This is a genomic window from Thiomicrorhabdus cannonii (genome assembly GCF_013391695.1).
Lineage (GTDB): Bacteria > Pseudomonadota > Gammaproteobacteria > Thiomicrospirales > Thiomicrospiraceae > Thiomicrorhabdus > Thiomicrorhabdus cannonii.
The window spans coordinates 388755-406248 of the sequence record NZ_JACBGH010000001.1 but is presented as its reverse complement, the minus strand read 5'-3'; the positions used below and the strand labels follow the sequence as shown (position 1 = coordinate 406248).

The following is a 17494-nucleotide window of genomic DNA, read 5'->3' as shown; positions in this document are numbered from 1 at the left end:
CCCCGTCCAATTCAGCCGGCCTGCTGAGTTTGACGGGGCTTTTTTGTATGCTGTTACCGAAATACGATAATTTCCGCACTGAAATTATGGATTGCGTTGGCGCTTTCTGTTATCTTTTGGTTTCCCTGCAAGTAAGTGGCAGTGCAGGGATTGGATGCCGCCGCCGTGTGGCAGCATGATACCGATTCATAATAACCGAACCGTTTTGATGACCCTTTCACACCTTCCCACCGATGTTAATGATGTTACGGAATTTTTGGCCGAGTTGAACGCACAGACCGTTCCCGTGATGTTGTTGTCTCTGGAAAACGCAGTGGTTGCAGAGCAGGTCTATTTCGTCAATCAGGCGTTTAGCGAGCAGTTCGGCCTGTGTTGCGAGACCTTGTGTCCCGACGCCGATCCTTGGCAGAACCTGTGGACAAACGCACCGCAAAACACACCGTTGCAGTTGGTATGCGGCGACAGCCAATCGCGTTGGTTTCTGTTGAGCAGCCGGGAGCTCATGCTGGATGGCGGGTTCTATCGCCTGTTGGCGTTTGACGTGCTCGATTCGATGGAGAAAATGCAGCGCAGTATAGCGCTGTTGACCGAGGCGCTGGCCGCATCACAGGCGCAGCTGGCGCTCAGCGAAAAGCGTCTGGACGACACCCAGCATTTGGCGAGGGTGGGAACGTGGGAGTTGGATTTGCGCACCATGCAGATCGAGTGGTCGGCCTCGCTGTATGAGATTTACCGCGAAGACCCCCAGCACTTCACCCCAAGTTATGAAAACTTCTTGGCACATGCCGCACCCGACGAGATTCCGGCGATTAAGGCCAAGCTGCAAGAGGCTATCCGCACCGGCAAACCGCAGCGCATGACGCATACCCATATCCGTTCCGACGGCAGCACCGCCATTGTCGAAGTCAGCGGCCATGTTATTTACGATGCCGCCGGTCAGCCGGTGAAAATGGTCGGCTCTTCGATGGATGTGACCCATCTGGTGGAGTTAAAACAGCGCAACGAGGAGTTGGCCATCCTGCTGGAAAAATCCCATCAGGAAGTCTATATCTTCGATTACAACACGCTCAATTATCTGTACGCCAACCAGAGCGCGCTCGACAACCTCGGGTACTCTCTGGAGGAGCTGAAACAGCTGACCGTCTACGATACCAATCCGTTTTTGACACCGGACATCGTGACTCACCTCAAATCGTTGGAGTCGACCCAGCAAACGGTGAGCAATGTCAGTGTGCATCAGCGCAAGGACGGCTCCACTTATCCGGTTAAAGCCAGTTTGCAGCATGTCCGTTTTCAGGGGCATGATGCCGTTGTACTGTTCGATACCGACATCACCGAACTGAAACGTACCGAAACCGAGTTGTTGCATCAGAACCAGTTGTTGGAGAACATCCTGAGCAGCGTACCGGTGCGTATCTTCTGGAAAGATTATCTGGGGCGTTATCTCGGCGCCAACGAACTGTTTTTGCAGGACGCCGGCATAACCGATCGGGCCGAGCTGATCGGCAAAACCGACTACGATATGCCTTGGGGCGAGACCGAGGGCGATCACTACTATTATGGCGATATGAAAATTGTGCATAGCGCCGAAACCCGTCTGCACAACGAAGACGTCAGCATGGATGACGAGGGCAACATGCGTGTCTGGCTGACCTCGCGCGTGCCGCTGAAAGACGGTGATGGCAATACCATCGGCATGTTGGGTTCCTACGAGGACATCACCTCGATTCGCGAGATGGAACACAAGCTCAAGGAACAGGCCGAAATTCTGCACCATCAGGCGCATCACGATGCGCTGACGCAGTTGCCCAACCGCGTTCTGCTGCAGGATCGCATCGAACACGCGATTGAACAGGCCAGGTTGAAAAACACCCAGTTTGCGCTGTTTTTTGTGGATTTGGACCAGTTCAAGAAAATCAATGATTCCCTGGGACACGACGTCGGCGATCAGGTATTGCAGCAGGTGGCCAACAATCTCAAGGCCATTACCACAGAGGGGGATACGCTGGCCCGTCTCGGCGGCGACGAATTTACCATTGTTCAGGAGTCGTTAAAGCATCCGCACGAAGCCACCGATCTGGCGCAAAAGATTATTGAGGCGACCCGTCAGCCGATCAAGGTCGGGGAGCATGTGTTTTTCCTGTCGGGCAGCGTCGGTATCAGCCTTTATCCCAAAGACGCCAACACCTACGAAGCCTTGCTCAAATGCGCCGATGCGGCCATGTACCGCGCCAAGGACGAAGGGCGCAATAACTTCCAGTTCTACACCGACGACATGACCCTGATGGCGTTTGAACATATCGCCATGCAGACCAGTCTGCGTCTGGCGATATCGCATCAGGAATTTGTGGTGTACTACCAGCCGCAGGTGGATGCCAAGCAGGACAAACTGGTGGGACTGGAGGCTCTGGTGCGCTGGCAGCATCCGCAAATGGGCATCGTTTCGCCGGCCAAATTCATTCCTATTGCCGAGGAGATCGGCCTGATTGTGGAGCTCGACCGGCTGGTCATGCAGCAGGCGATGCGTCAGCTGTATCAATGGCGCGGCGAGGGTTTGTTCGACGGCATCCTGTCGCTCAATCTGGCGGTCAAGCAGTTGCAGCAGACCGATTTCATCGATCATTTGCAGGCGCTGTTGCAAGCCACCGGCTGCGATCCGCACTGGCTGGAGTTCGAGATCACCGAAAGCGACATTATGAAAAATCTCGACGAGATGACCGCCAAGCTGCAACAGATACGCGATCTGGGGATTCGTGTGGCCGTCGACGATTTCGGCACCGGTTACTCGTCGCTGGCCTATCTGAAACGCTTGCCGGTCAGCAAGCTTAAAATCGACCAGTCGTTTGTGCGCGATCTGCCGCACGACGACGAAGATGCAGTCATTACCAAAACCATTATTGCCATGGCGGAGAATCTCGGCCTGCGCGTCATTGCCGAAGGGGTGGAAACGCCCGAGCAGCGCGCCTTTCTGGTGGAAAATCACTGCGAGCAGCTGCAAGGCTATCTGTACAGTCCGCCGCTGTCGGCGGAGCATATGGGGCGTTACCTGCGGAATCTGCTGTAAGTTGCTGTGACCTGTTACTGAAAGCCGGCACAAGGTGTACGCTATGTGCCGGTTTTTTATTGTCCCTTCATTGTCGTGTTCTAACTCGAAAACAGTGGCGTTTTGTGGCACAATAGCGCCCATTTTAAAATCGTAAAATTCCAGACTTATCAAACAGGTAAGTCAGTGGGATAAATGCTAACAGTGTAGGGTAAGACATTGATTTCAACCGCTAATATCACCATGCAGTTTGGTGAAAAACCGCTTTTCGAAGACATTTCCGTCAAGTTCGGCGACGGCAACCGTTACGGCCTGATCGGCGCCAACGGCTGCGGCAAATCCACCTTTATGAAAATTCTGGGCGGCGATCTGGAACCGACCTCGGGCACGGTGATGCTCGATCCCAATGACCGTCTGGGTAAACTGAAACAGGATCAGTTTGCCTATGAGCAGTACACCGTCGTGGATACCGTGATCATGGGCCAGCCGGAGTTGTGGGAGGTCAAGCGCGAGCGTGACCGCATCTATTCTCTGCCGGAAATGTCCGAAGAGGACGGCATGAAAGTCGCCGATCTGGAAGTCAAATTCGGTGAAATGGACGGCTACACCGCCGAATCGCGTGCCGGCGAACTCTTGATTGGCGTGGGGATTCCGGTCGAGCAGCATTACGGCTTGATGAGTGAAGTCGCCCCCGGTTGGAAACTGCGTGTGCTGCTGGCGCAGGCGCTGTTTGCCGATCCGGACATTCTGTTGCTCGACGAGCCGACTAACAACCTGGATATCGACACCATCCGCTGGTTGGAGAACGTGCTTAACGAGCGTAAGAGTACGATGATCATCATCTCCCACGACCGTCACTTTTTGAACAGCGTCTGTACCCACATGGCCGACCTGGATTACGGTCAGCTGCGCCTCTATCCAGGCAACTACGACGAATACATGATGGCCGCGACCCAGGCGCGTGAGCGTCTGTTGGCCGACAACGCCAAAAAGCAGGCGCAGATCAACGAGCTGAAAACCTTCGTGAGCCGTTTCTCCGCCAACGCTTCCAAAGCCAAACAGGCCACCTCGCGCGCCAAGTTGATCGACAAGATCCAGCTTGAAGAGGTCAAACCTTCGAGCCGCGTGAACCCGTTCATCCGTTTTGAACAGGAGAGAAAACTGTTCCGTCTGGCGCTGGAAATAGAGCATCTGAGCAAAACCTACCATGATGCCGACAACGGCGACAATCCGGTCATCAAAGACTTCAGCATGATGCTGGAGGTGGAAGAGAAGCTGGCGGTCATCGGCGGCAACGGTATCGGTAAAACCACCTTCCTTAAATGTCTGGTGGGCGACACCGAGTTGACCTCCGGTGTGGTCAAGTGGTCGGAAAACGTCAAAATCGGTTATTACGCGCAGGATCACGCCGCCGATTTCGAAGAGGATTTAAGTCTGCTCGACTGGATGACGCAGTGGAAAGCGCCCTCCGACGACGAGCAGGCGGTGCGTGCCGTCTTGGGCCGCCTGTTGTTCTCGCAGAAAGAGATCGGCAAATCGGTCAAGGTGCTCTCCGGGGGCGAGCAGGGGCGTATGCTGTTCGGCAAATTGATGTTGCAGAAACCCAACGTGCTGATTATGGACGAACCCACCAACCACCTGGATATGGAATCGATCGAATCCTTGAACCAGGCGCTGGAAGACTATCCCGGTACGGTGATTTTCGTGTCGCACGACCGTGAATTCGTCTCCTCCCTGGCGACGCGCGTGTTGGTGATGAGCGAGAAGGGCATCGAAGACTGGCGCGGCGACTACGAGTCCTATCTGGCGACACTCGACAACTAAGACAACTAAGTCAGTCAGGCTTGTTGCCGAGCGTTTCAAGCCCGTTCCTCTTCGAGGAGCGGGCTTTTTTATTAGGTCAAGTTTTTGCGCTTTGGGCGGTTTTCAGCTTTAATTCAGGCTGGACGTTTAAGATGGAGTGTCTTGAAGAGACGTTGACTATGAAAATTTTATTGGCGGAAGATGAAACTCTGTTGGTGGAGACCTTGAGCCGGCAGCTCACGCAGCACGGTTTTGTGGTGGACTGCGCACTTGATGGCGAGGAGGCGGCCTATCTGCTGGAGGAGCATCCCTATGATCTGCTGATTCTGGATCTGGGCTTGCCTAAAATACCCGGCCTGTCCATTTTAAAAAACCTGCGCGAGGCCCAAAATGCCACGCCGGTACTGATACTCACCGCGCGTAATGCGTGGCAGGAGAGGGTGGAAGGGCTCAAGGCCGGCGCGGATGATTATGTGGGTAAGCCGTTCCATTTTGAAGAGTTGCTGGTGCGCATTCAGAATCTGCTGCGCCGCTCGCAGGGGGAGGTGGGCGTAAATCACGAAATTGAGGATGGCGGGTTGCGTTTGAATCTGCAAACCCAGCGTTTGCAGACCCCCGATGGGCAGATGCATGATCTAACCCATACCGAATTCCGGCTGCTGCGGCTGCTGATGAGCCAGCCGGATAAATTGCACGCCAAATCGGAGATTATGGCGAAAATCGTCGACCAGCATTATGACCGCGACAGCAATGTGCTGGAGGTGTATATCCGCCGCCTGCGCAAATTGATCGGCAAAGAGCGAATCCAGACCCAGCGCGGCCAGGGCTACCGCTATCTATCGGTAAAGTGAGGCGATCATGCAATCCTTGCAAAAACAACTGACTTACGGCTTGACGCTGAGTTTGGCGGCCATTTTTGTGGTGTTCTGGTGGGTGACCACCTATACCATTCACCAGCTGACCGAGCGTTATATTGTGACCCGTCTGGAGCATGATGCCGAAACCCTTATCAAGCACCTTTCGCTGGAAAACGGCCGCTGGCAGATGGGCGAAAATGCCGCCGAAGTGATTTACCAGCGTCCACTGTCGGGGCACTACTATCTGGTCAAGTCCGACAACCCGCTGATCGCCTCCTTGTCGTCTCCCTCCATGGGGGATTTCCCGCTCTACAGCCCCATCAATTCACCAGCCGGTTCGTATGAAACCCGCGCGCCCGGCGATACCGAGGCGCTGGTTCTGCATACCCGCTTTAACGTTCACGGCTATGAAGGTCATTTGTTTGTGGCCGAGGACCATACGCCGATCCGACAGGCGCTGCGCTGGTTTGACGGCATCTTTGCGCTGTTTTCGCTGTTGGGATTGATACTGTTGTTGTGGAGTCAGCGCAAGATTCTGCAGCGCGGGTTTGATACGTTGCAGCCGGTAAGGGCGGCGCTCGGCGAGGTGCAGCAAGGCAAAGAGGTGAGCATTCATACCGAGGTGCCGGCGGAAATCATGCCGCTGGTGGAAACGCTCAATCAGGCCTTGTCGCAGTTGCACGCCCGTCTGGCGCGTTCACGCCAGGCCACCGGCAATCTGGCGCATGCGTTAAAGTCGCCGCTGAATCTGATCTATCAATTGCTTGACGATACGCGCCTGCAGGCGCATCCCGAATTGCAGCAGCGTTTGCAAGAGCAGGCAAAACGCGTGCTGGATTTGATTGAGCGCGAATTGGGCCTGGCGCGCACCGCCGGCAGCGGCATGGTTTTGAATGCTTTCCGCTTTCCGGACGATTTGGATGATCTGCTGCAAACCCTGCAATCGCTCTATCGCGATAAATCCCTGCGCTTCGAGTGCCATGTGGCCTTGCAGGAAGCCACGCCGTTTGACCGCGAAGATATGTTCGAGCTGCTCGGCAATCTGCTCGACAATGCCGCCAAATGGAGCCGTACGCATATCCGCATCGTCGTCAAACAGGCGCTTTTTAACCAGCAGCCCTGCCTGTTGATGCAGATTGAAGACGACGGCAGCGGCGTGTCGGCAGCGGATGTTCTGGCCATGCAGCAGCGCGGCGCGCGTCTCGATGAATCCCAGCCTGGCCACGGTTTGGGATTGTCGATTGTGGCTCAGGTGGTGGCAGCCTACGGCGGCGAAGTCAAATACGGTTCCGGCGAACGCTGGCTGCCGCATGAGGCGGCGCTGAGCGGGCTGCAGGTCACGGTGCGTCTGCCACTTTAAAACGTTTCGTCTTCTTATTTATAAGCACATTTCAGCTTCATTTCAGCTTGCTTTTGTAGAGTAAACGGGAATGAATCAAAATTCCCTTAATGGAGTGTGCTATGCCAACAGCGTTGCTGTGTTTTCAAACCGTCATTCACGGTTTTCTTAAATCTCCGTTCCAAACCAATCGTCCACTGGTGCTGGCGTTGAGTTGCTTGCTGGCAACCAACGTCCATGCCGGTTCACCGTCTCCCGAATCGCTGCAAAGTGTGTGGCAGGCCGTGATGGCCAAGCAGCCCGACAAACAGGCGTTGCCGCAGTTCGATGCCTTGTCGAGCCGATACCTCCAGGCAGGCGACAGCTGGTTCGCCAACGGCGTGAATCTGACGGTGCGCCACGAAAACGATGCGCTGACCGACAATACCGGCTTTAAGAGTTGGGAAAGCGGCGTCGATTTTGATCTGTCGCTGAACCAACGGCAGTCTTATCAACAGCTTGGCGAAAGCTATCAGCAACACGGCGAACGTTATGCCAAATTGCTGCAATGGCAGGCGGCGGCACTGACGCGCCAGCTGGTGTGGGAACTCAAGCGGGCCGAGGTGCAATGGCAGCGCTTGCAGCAGAATCAGGGGCTGATTGCGGCTTTGGCCGACAAAGTGAGTGCATCGGCCGACAGCGGCGAGGTGCCGAAAATGGATGCGGTGCTGGTGCAAAAAGAGCGGCTTTCGGCCGAAAAACAGACCTTGGCCGCCTATAACGTCTATCAGCAACGACTGGCCGCCTATCAGTATTGGAGCGGTTTCGATTCCCTGCCGTTGCAAATCGAAGAGAGCGTTCCCGCGCAAAACGGCGATTTGAATGCGTTGTTGGCGCAGCATCCGCAATGGCAGTGGGCCGAGCAGCAGTTGCAGCAGGCCGAGGCTCAACAGCAGGTCACCTTGGTTCAGGCGCAAACTAAACCCAATGTGTTTGTCGGCGCCAAATCGGAAGAGGATGACGCCACTGCGGCACGCACCAGCCTGATTGTGCAGATGCGTCTGCCGCTCGGCAAATCGGCGAGCTATCAGACCACGCAGCAAGAGCAGCAACAGGCGGTCAGCGCGCAGCAAATCGCCCTGCAGAAAACCCGGCAGCAACTGCACAGCGAGGTAATGCTGGCGCAACAGGCGTTGCAACAGGAGCAGGCACTTCTGACGGTTTCCCGCCAGCAGCGCGAGGTGAGTGCGGAGGCCTTGAGCATGGCGGAACAGGCCTATTCCCTTGGAGAAACCCCTATCCAGACGCTGTTGCAGGTGCAGTCGCAGATGTTGCAGGCCCTGCTGGATGAAGACCTGCAGGTTGTTGCCGTGGGTCAGGCCAAGGCCCGTCTGCGCCAGGCATTAGGACTGGGATTGGAATGGGTTGTGAGCGCTTCTTGAGAGCACGTATTTAAAATTCAACAGGCCGGCTAAACACGCTGCATAAGGCAGTGACCGAGTCGGCCGATTGTAAAACAGCTTAGGACATAACTATGCAAAACCGACATCTTATCCATCAGATTTCCAACCGTATCCAACGCCCGTTGTGGGGGATGGCTCTGGCGCTTCCGCTGCTTGGCGGTTTGATGTGGAGCCACGCGGCCCTCAGCGCACAGCCGGGGCTGCAACTGTCGCCCTCCCAGCAACTGTCGATGGGCATGGCGTTTACCGGTCTCAAACCGGCGGACAGCGCGACCTCCTATGGTTATCCGGCGCTGTTGTCGCTGCCGGCACCGCACATCCAATTATTGGCCACACCGGTCGACGGACTGGTGACGCGTATTCTCAAAGTCCACGGTGCGGTCAAAGCCGGTGAGGCGATTGTGGAGTTGCAGAGCGCCGAACTGCTGAAATTGCAGAAAGCCTATCTGGCGACTTTGAGCGAACTGGCGGTGGCCGAAGCCGAAGTCAGCCGTGCGCGCAAGCTGATTCAAGCCGGCAGCGTGTCGCAGAAGCAGCTGCAGTCGTCCGAGTCGCAAGTGACCCGACTCAAGCAGCAGGCACAGCAGCAGTCCCAGGATTTGTTGCTGATGGGGATGGCGGAGGAGGCGGTGAACCGCCTGAAAAGCAGTAATCAGTTGCAGTCGCCCACCATTGCCATCCGTGCGCCGGCTGACGGTGAACTGTTTGAATTAAGTCTGAGTGCCGGCACGCGCCTGCAGGCCGGTGAAGCGGTCGCCAAATTTGCCGAACTGGATAAGCTGGTCGCCGGTGTCAACGTGCCGATCGAGGTCGCCAGAACACTGCATGTCGGGCAAAAAGCGCAACTTTTGCACGAAGGGATCGACGGCGAGATCGCTTATGTCAGCCATCAGGCCGATCCGTTGACGCAACAGGTGGAGGTGCATTGCCTGTTCCCCAATCCGCAGTGGCAGCTGACGGTGGGCGCGCTGGTGGAGGTGAGTTTTGTTAAAGACATGGCCACAGGTCGCCATTTCACCGTGCCGTTAAGTGCGGTCACCAAGGTTGATGGACAGAACACGCTGTTTATGCGTTCGCCGCGCGATGCCAGCCGGATCAGCCCGTTGGCGGTAGAGACACTGGAGCAGCCCGGGCAAACCGCCGTGGTGAGTTTTAAGGATGACGCCCCTGAGGATATTGCCCATTGGAGCGTGTTGACGCTTGGCACCGCGGCGATGTTGTCGGTGATGGCGGCGCAAACCGAATCGGGAGAGTGAGTCTCATGTTGTCACGTTTTATGAGTTTTTTCCTCGCACAGCGCATGATGGCGCTGTTGCTGGCGGTGGGGTTGATTGGTGCCGGCTGGATGGCGTTTCAGAAAACGCCGATCGACGCCTTTCCGGATGTGTCGCCGACACAGGTCAAAATCATTATGAAAGCGCCGGGCATGACGCCGTCGGAAGTCGAATCGCGCATTATCGTGCCGATCGAGATGGAGTTGTTGGGCGTACCCAATCAGCAGATGCTGCGCTCCATGGGCAAATACGGTATTGCCGATATCACCATCGATTTTGTCGAAGGCACTGATATCTATTGGGCGCGCCAGCAGATTGCCGAGCGTTTGGCGGGGGTGAGTTTGCCGGAAGGCATCTCCGGCGGGATTGCGCCGATGACGACACCGCTGGGCGACATTTTCATGTTCACCATTGAAGGCGACACCCTCAACAATATGGAAAAACGCGACCTGCTGGATTGGGTGATTCGTCCGGCGTTGCGTGCCGTGCCCGGCGTGGCCGATGTGAATGCGCTGGGCGGCGAGGCGCGGGTGTTTGCCGTGGTACCGGACAGCCTCAAAATGGCGGCGATGCAGATCCCGTTTGACGCTTTGGAAACGGCGCTACTCGACAATAACCGCAATGACGGCGCCGGACGGCTGACGCAGGGCGAAGAGGCGTTGCTGGTGCGCAGTATCGGTAATCTGAATTCGCTGGAGGATATCGGCGCCATCGTGGTGGCGACACGCGGCGAGCAGGTGATTCGCGTGCGCGACCTTGCCAAGGTACGCATTGAGTCGCTGACGCGTTACGGCGCGGTCACGCAAAACGGCAAGGCCGAAGCGGTCGAAGGCTTGGTCATCGGTCTGCGCGGCGCCAATACCAGCGATGTCATCAAAGCGGTGCGTGCGCAGCTGGAAGCCTTGAAACCGGCACTGCCGCAAGGCATCAGTGTGGATATTTTCTATGATCGCGGCCATCTGATCGACAAAGCGATCCATACTGTTTCCAAGGCGTTGGTGGAAGCGGTGGTGCTGGTGATTCTGCTGCTGTTGCTGTTTTTGGGGAATGTGCGTGCCGCGGTCACCGTGGCGCTGGTGTTGCCATTGGCGGCGTTGATGACCTTTATTTTCATGAACTGGTTCGGGCTGTCGGCCAACCTGATGTCGCTCGGCGGTTTGGCGATTGCCATCGGGATGCTGGTGGATGCGGCCGTGGTGGTGGTCGAAAACATCGTCACCCATCAGGCCAAGGAGGCGCATCTGCATCATGGCCGTTTGCCTAAACTGCATATTATTTTCCGCGCGTTGCAGGAAGTGGCGGTGCCGGTGATTTCGGGTATCGGCATTATTATGATCGTGTTCCTGCCGTTGCTGACGTTACAGGGGTTGGAGGGCAAACTGTTTGTGCCGGTGGCCCTGACAATCGTGTTTGCGTTGGGCAGTGCCTTGCTGCTGTCGCTGACGATTATTCCGGTCATTGCCTCGTTTATTCTCGGCAAGCCGTCGCATGATTTGCCGTGGCTGATGCGCAAGGTTTCGCAAGGCTACCGTCCGTTGTTAATCTGGGCGCTGGCACATGACAAAATCGTGTTGGCAGCCGCGGTTGCGGCGTTGGCGCTGGCCGGCGTGCTCTATACGCAGGTGGGTAAGACCTTTATGCCGCAAATGGACGAGGGCGACCTGATTGTGCAGATCGAGAAAGTGCCGTCGGTGTCGTTGGAAGCCTCGCGTGATCTGGACATGAAAATTCAGCAGGCGCTGTTGCAGCAGGTTCCCGAGGTGGAGCGCATTGTGGCGCGTCTGGGGTCGGACGAAATCGGTCTGGACCCGATGAGTTTGAACGATACCGACAGCTTTCTGGTGCTCAAGCCCAAGGAAACCTGGCGTATGCAGACGAAAGACGAGTTGATCGAGGAGATTCGTCAGGTATTGGAAAGCCAGTTTCCGGGCATCAACTACGCCTTTACCCAACCGATTCAGATGCGTGTCGATGAGATGTTGACCGGTGCGCGCGGCGATGTGGCCATCAAGATTTTCGGTGATGACGCTGCTGAACTTAGTGCGTTGGCCGAGCAAATGGCGGCGCTGGTGGAAACTATCGACGGTGCGGAAGACGTGTTCACCTCGCAGAACGACGGCATGAAATATCTGCAGTTGAAAGTCGATGCGCTCAAAGCCGGTCGCTTGGGCTTGTCGGTGAACGAGTTGGAAGCGCGCCTGCGTGCTTATCTGGAAGGCATGCGATTGGGCGTTATCTATCAGGGTAACCGTCAGGTGCCGTTGCTGATTCGTGCCGACGCAGCACAGCGTGCCTCGCAAATGGCGTTTCTAAACCAGCCGATTGTGTTGGAAAACGGCCAGAGCGTGATGCTCAATCAGGTTGTTGAGGTGCAGGAAGTGGACGGGCCGGTGGCGGTCAAGCGCGAACTCGGCAAACGCTTCTCGGTGGTGGTCGCCAATGTCAGCGGGCGCGATCTGGTGAGTTTTGTGGAAGAGGCCAAAGCCAAGGCGGCGCAGCTGCCGACGCCGGCGGGTTACTACTTTGTGTGGGGCGGGGAGTTCGAGAACCAGCAGCGCGCCGCCGAACGCCTGAGCATTGTGGTGCCGGTGGCGCTGGTGCTGATTTTTATGATTCTGTTCTCCACCTTCCGCTCGGCCGGACAGGCGGCGATGGTGCTCTCCAATATTCCGTTTGCCTTGATCGGCGGAGTGGTGGCGCTGTGGTTGACCGGCGAGTACCTGTCGGTGCCGGCCTCGGTTGGCTTTATTGCGCTGCTGGGGATTGCGGTCTTGAACGGCGTGGTGATGATGAGTTATTTCAACCAACTGTTGGCGCAGGGCATGGCGATTCAGGAGGTGGTGATTGAAGGCGCCATGCGCCGCTTGCGTCCGGTGTTGATGACGGCAAGCATCGCGGCTTTGGGTTTGATTCCGTTGGTGTTCGCCAGCGGGCCAGGTTCGGAAATCCAGCGTCCGTTGGCGATCGTGGTGATTGGCGGTCTGATCTCTTCAACCTTATTGACACTGCTGATTCTGCCGATTATCTACCGTCTGTTCGGCGCGCGCGCCTTGGGGCTGACACAACAGGAGGGTAAAACCGTATGACAACGCAGACTTTCGATTTCAGTCACCCATTGGAGCGCACCACGGACACGGCGGTGGTGCTGCACCTGATTCTGCCGGTCGCGCAGGTCAACGAGGTGGTGGATTGCCTGCTGGCTGAAAACCCGCCGCTGTTCTTCTCGGTGATTGACGTGCAGGGCTATGGCCAGCCGCAGGAAAGGCTGACGCTGCGCGAACAGGTGGCGGGTTATCAGCATAAGGTGATGGTGCAGATCGAGTGTGATCTGGCGCTGGTCAACCAGATTCTGTCGAGCTTGAAAGCCGAATTGCCGACCGCCACCATCAGTTACCGCGTATTGCCGCTCATCGCCCACGGGCAACTTTAATCGACTTTAAAAAACGCAATATATAGGCCGGGTTAAAAGCCAAAAGCGATTTGAACCACAGAGACACAGAGGCACGGAGTTTTTTGAGTCATTACGCTTAAACTCTAAATTCTTCATAGCTCTGTGTCTCTGTGACTCTGTGGTAGATAACCACCCCGGCCTGTTGAGTTTTTTGCAGGCTTTTTGGCCGAATTCTTTTACACTGTGTGGAGTATGCCAAGTGAGGTGAAAGATGCAGATTTTGATGATGCAATTCGAGCCGGTGTGGGAAGACTGCGAGGCGAGCCTGCAGCGTTTGGAAGTGGAACTGCAACAGGCGATGCTGGCCAATCCGGAGACGCGGGTGGTGGTGTTGCCGGAGCTGTTTGCCAGCGGCTTTTCAATGCAGACCGGGCGCATTGCGCAATCCAGACAGGGCACCGTCTATGCCGCTTTGCAGCAATGGAGCGAGCGCTACGGCATTTACTTGATTGCGGGCGTCGCGTTACAAGGTAACGGACCCAAAGCCAGTAACTGCGCTTTGGTGTTTGACTCGAAAGGTCGGGAACTGGCCTCCTACCGCAAGAACCGCACGTTCAATGTTGCCGGTGAGGGCGAGCACTATGAAGCCGGACAGCAGAGCGTGCTGTTCGAGATCGACGGCGTGAGCTGTAGTGTGTTTATCTGTTATGACTTGCGTTTTCCGGAGCTGTTCCGTCAGGTAGTGCCAGATGCCGAACTGGTCTTTGTGATTGCCAACTGGCCGGCAAGCCGTCAGCTGCATTGGGAAACGCTGCTGCGCGCCCGGGCGATTGAAAACCAGTGTTATGTGGTGGGCGTCAACCGCATCGGCACGGACGGCAACGGTTTGCGCTATGCGGGCGGTTCCATGCTTATCGATCCGTGGGGGGAGACAGTGGCCTATGCGGATGCCACGCAACGCTGGCAATCCGCCGAAATCGACCCCGCCCGCGTGCAGGCTATCCGCACGCAGTTTCCCTTTCTCGGCGATCGCCGTTAAGCACGTGTGCGGCGCGCTAACCAGGTCAGTCGCAAGCGTTTTTCCAGTTCAAGCAGTACAAACAGCATTATGCCGCTAGTGAGCACCCAGCCGAGCTCGCTCCAACCCAGCGCGCGGGTTTGAAACAGGCTTTGCATAGCGGGGAAATAGGTGATGAGCAGCTGCGCGCTCAGCACCAGTCCAATCGCCGTCCATACCGCGGGCGTGCCGCGCACATCCTGTAATGTCAGGCTGGGTTTGTCCATATTGCGGATAAACAGCAGATGAAAAATTTCCATGACCACCAGCGTGTTGACGGCGATGGTGCGTGCCTCCTCAAGTGCGCGGCCTTCGGCGATGGCGTAGCTGTAAAGTCCGAAAACGCCGACGATAAACAATCCGCTGACCAGCACGATATGCCATACCAAGGAGCGGTCCAGCAAGGGCTGGTTGCGTGCCCGCGGCGGATGTTTCATGGTCTGGTTGTCGGTGGGTTCAAAGGCCAGCGCGATGCCGAGCGTGATGGCGGTCACCAGATTGATCCAGAGGATTTGAATGGCGGTGACCGGCAGCGTCAGGCCGACCAGAATGGCGAGGGTAATGACCGCCGCTTCGCCGGTGCTGGTCGGCAACGTCCAGCTGATGACTTTTTTGATATTGGCGTAGGCGGTGCGTCCTTCGCGCACGGCGGCGGCGATGGTAGCGAAGTTGTCGTCGGCCAATACCAGTTCGGAGGCTTCCTTGGCGGCTTCGCTGCCTTTTTTGCCCATGGCGATGCCGGCGTCGGCGCGTTTCAATGCCGGGGCGTCGTTGACGCCGTCGCCGGTCATCGCCACGATCAGACCGTGTGCCTGCAAGGCCTCGACCAGCCGCAGTTTGTGCTCCGGGCTGGTGCGTGCAAAGACATCGGTTTCCAGCACTTTGGCACGTAAGGCGTCGTCGTCGAGCTGGTCGATTTCGACACCGGTCAGCATTGCCTGCGGGTGCTGCAAACCGATCTGTTTGGCGATGGCGCTGGCGGTCAGGGCATGGTCGCCGGTAATCATTTTGATGCGGATACCGGCCTGGCGACACTCCGCCACCGCGGCAATCGATTCGGGACGCGGCGGGTCGATCAGGCCGACCAATCCGAGCATCACCAGGCCGTTATCGAGATCGGCCCGTTCCATCACCGTGTGTTCGGGGGGAACGGTCTTGACGGCTATCGCCAGCAGGCGCTGACCTTGCGCCGCCATCCATTCCGCTTTGTTATGCCAGAAATCGCGTTCGATTGGCGCGCTGCCGCCGTCGGACTGACGTTGGAATTCGCACAGTTGCAGAATTTTTTCGGGCGCGCCCTTAACGACAATCAGAGCATGGTTTTCGTGGTCGTGATGCAGCGTGGCCATGAATTTGTGGGCGGCATCAAACGGTATCAGGTCGGTGCGTGACCAGTGGTGGCGACTATCCTGAATGGAGACGCCGCATTTTTCGGCAAAGGCGAGCAGCGCGCCCTCCATCGGGTCGCCGTGAACCTGCCAGGTTTCGTTGAGGTTGCTTAATTCGGCGTCATTGCACAGCACCACGGCGTTGCCGACTTCCATTAACAGCGCCTGCTGTTGCGAGGTGGTAGTTGTGTTGGTGCCGTTTTGAGTGATGGCACCGACCGGCGCGTAGCCGTTGCTTTCCACCTCAAAAGCGCCGTCCGTGTTCAAAAAGTGGTCGACACTCATTTCATTGCGCGTGAGGGTGCCGGTTTTATCGGTGCAGATCACCGACACCGCGCCGATGGTTTCGATGGCCGGCAGGCGGCGCACAATCGCCTGACGCTTGGCCATGGCTTTGACGCCGACGGCGAGGGTGATGGTGAGCACCGCCGGCAAGCCTTCGGGAATGGCGGCGACCGAAAGGCCGACCACGGCCAGGAACAGTTCGGTGACATCCTGTTGATAGACCAGAATGCCATAACCGAAAATGAAGAGCGCCGCGCCGAGAATCACCCAGGTCAGCCATTTGGCGAAGTGGTCCGTCTGTTCGATCAGCGGCGTGGTTAGAGTGCTGACCTCCGAGAGCATGCCGCTGATACGGCCGATTTCAGTGCCCGCCGCGGTCGCGACCACCACGCCCTTGCCTTGTCCGTTGGTGACGGTGGTGCCGCTGAACGCCATGCAGGTGCGGTCGCCCAGCGCGGCGTCGGCATTGACCGTTTGCGTCTGTTTTTCGGCGGCAACGGATTCGCCGGTCAAAATGGCTTCCTGAATCTGCAGGCCGTGGCTTGCCAGCAGGCGCAGGTCGGCGGGTACTTTGTCGCCGGCTTCGAGCAGGACGATGTCGCCGGGCACGAGTTGCTCGCCCGGCAGGCTCAGGCGTTTGCCGTCGCGAATCACCGCTGCCTGCGGCGCGAGCAGATCACGGATCGCCTCCATCGCCTGTTCGGCCTTGCCTTCCTGAATCACGCCGATGACCGCATTGATGAGCACCACCGCGAGGATGACGGCGGTATCCGCCAGATGCCCGAGCAGCAGGGTGATGCTGGCAGAGCCTAGCAATACATAAATCAGGATGTTATGGAATTGCAGCAGAAAGCGTTTGAACAGGCTGGGTTTAGGCGGGGCTGGCAGGCGGTTGGGGCCATAGGTTTGCAGCCGCGTTTCGGCTTCTGTTGAGGACAAACCGCTTTCGCTGCTGGCCAGTTGTGTGAGCACGTCATGGTGGTCCAGCTGATGCCAGGGTTGTGTTGTCATGTCGGTGTGATTCATCTGCAGACCTTATAAAAGTGCGTCAACAATTGCATAGGCATTGAGTAAGATAGTAACGTTTGTAACAGGTAGAAGCAAAACAAGTATGTGATTTATGGGGAGTGTCTGTGATGCCGGAAAATAGAGAAGAAGCTCTTTCTGAAAGCGTGAATGTCTTTACCTATGGTTCGTTGATGTATGCGCCGGTATGGTCGCAGATTGTGTCCGGCCGTTATGCATCGGTGGATGGAATTGTCAGTGGTTACCGGCGGTTTGCCGTGTTGGGTGAGGATTATCCGGGAGTGGTGCAGGCGGGTGCCGATGCGGCGGTCAGCGGCAGAGTGTATCTGGGCGTGAATGCGGCGGATTTGCGGCGTCTGGATGAGTTTGAGGGAGAGTATTATTTTCGTGATGTTTGTGTGATGAGCACGCCACAAGGTGAGGTTGAGGTGCAGTTGTATGTGATTAAGCCCGAATATTCGAGGGTTTTGTCGGCCGAAAACTGGAATCAAAAAGCATTTGAACAGGCCGGGTTGCAACGCTTTTTGGAGCGTTACAGCGGATTTTCGCGTGTTTGAACGAATCTAAACGCTGCGAAATACCCGGCCTG

11 protein-coding genes are annotated in these 17494 nt (G+C 56.7%); 10 read left to right on the top strand and 1 reads right to left on the bottom strand.

The features are described from left to right. Nucleotides 1–208: 208 nt before the first annotated feature. The 9 genes from HZ297_RS01975 (at nt 209) to HZ297_RS01935 (ending at nt 14188) form a co-directional block, all read left to right on the top strand. Entirely contained in the window at nt 209–3064 is a 2856-nt protein-coding gene (locus HZ297_RS01975) for a sensor domain-containing protein (protein ID WP_178861293.1), read from the top strand. Nucleotides 3065–3262: 198 nt separating this feature from the next. After that, nucleotides 3263–4867 (top strand): ABC-F family ATPase, encoded by a 1605-nt coding sequence (locus tag HZ297_RS01970; RefSeq protein ID WP_178861292.1) that lies wholly within the window; start codon nt 3263–3265, stop codon nt 4865–4867. Between the two features lie 158 nt (nt 4868–5025). Beyond that, entirely contained in the window at nt 5026–5697 is a 672-nt protein-coding gene (locus tag HZ297_RS01965; RefSeq protein ID WP_178861291.1) for a response regulator transcription factor, read from the top strand. Between the two features lie 7 nt (nt 5698–5704). After that, a complete protein-coding gene (locus tag HZ297_RS01960; RefSeq protein WP_178861290.1) occupies nt 5705–7063 on the top strand; it encodes a sensor histidine kinase in 1359 nt (452 codons plus the stop codon). A 101-nt stretch (nt 7064–7164) separates the two neighbouring features. Beyond that, on the top strand, nt 7165–8463 hold the full coding sequence (locus HZ297_RS01955) for a TolC family protein (RefSeq protein WP_178861289.1): 1299 nt from the start codon (nt 7165–7167) through the stop codon (nt 8461–8463). A gap of 92 nt (nt 8464–8555) precedes the next feature. After that, nucleotides 8556–9740: an efflux RND transporter periplasmic adaptor subunit gene (locus tag HZ297_RS01950; protein WP_178861288.1), complete on the top strand. Its 1185-nt coding sequence runs from the start codon at nt 8556–8558 to the stop codon at nt 9738–9740. A gap of 5 nt (nt 9741–9745) precedes the next feature. After that, the gene (locus HZ297_RS01945; RefSeq protein ID WP_178861287.1) at nt 9746–12844 is read left to right on the top strand and encodes an efflux RND transporter permease subunit; all 3099 of its coding nucleotides are present in this window, start codon (nt 9746–9748) and stop codon (nt 12842–12844) included. Beyond that, nucleotides 12841–13188, top strand: a complete 348-nt coding sequence (locus HZ297_RS01940) for a DUF3240 family protein (RefSeq protein ID WP_178861286.1) — start codon at nt 12841–12843, stop codon at nt 13186–13188. The genes HZ297_RS01945 and HZ297_RS01940 overlap by 4 nt, the downstream gene beginning before the upstream one ends. A gap of 232 nt (nt 13189–13420) precedes the next feature. Further along, nucleotides 13421–14188: a nitrilase-related carbon-nitrogen hydrolase gene (locus HZ297_RS01935; RefSeq protein ID WP_178861285.1), complete on the top strand. Its 768-nt coding sequence runs from the start codon at nt 13421–13423 to the stop codon at nt 14186–14188. Here the strand turns inward: HZ297_RS01935 and HZ297_RS01930 are convergent. Beyond that, the gene (locus HZ297_RS01930; RefSeq protein WP_178861284.1) at nt 14185–16905 is read right to left on the bottom strand and encodes a cation-transporting P-type ATPase; all 2721 of its coding nucleotides are present in this window, start codon (nt 16903–16905) and stop codon (nt 14185–14187) included. The two genes, HZ297_RS01935 and HZ297_RS01930, sit on opposite strands and share 4 nt — an antisense overlap. Before the next feature lie 110 nt (nt 16906–17015). Here HZ297_RS01930 and HZ297_RS01925 point away from each other — a divergent pair, with 110 nt between their 5' ends. Beyond that, the gene (locus HZ297_RS01925) at nt 17016–17462 is read left to right on the top strand and encodes a gamma-glutamylcyclotransferase family protein (protein WP_178861283.1); all 447 of its coding nucleotides are present in this window, start codon (nt 17016–17018) and stop codon (nt 17460–17462) included. Nucleotides 17463–17494: the final 32 nt, after the last annotated feature.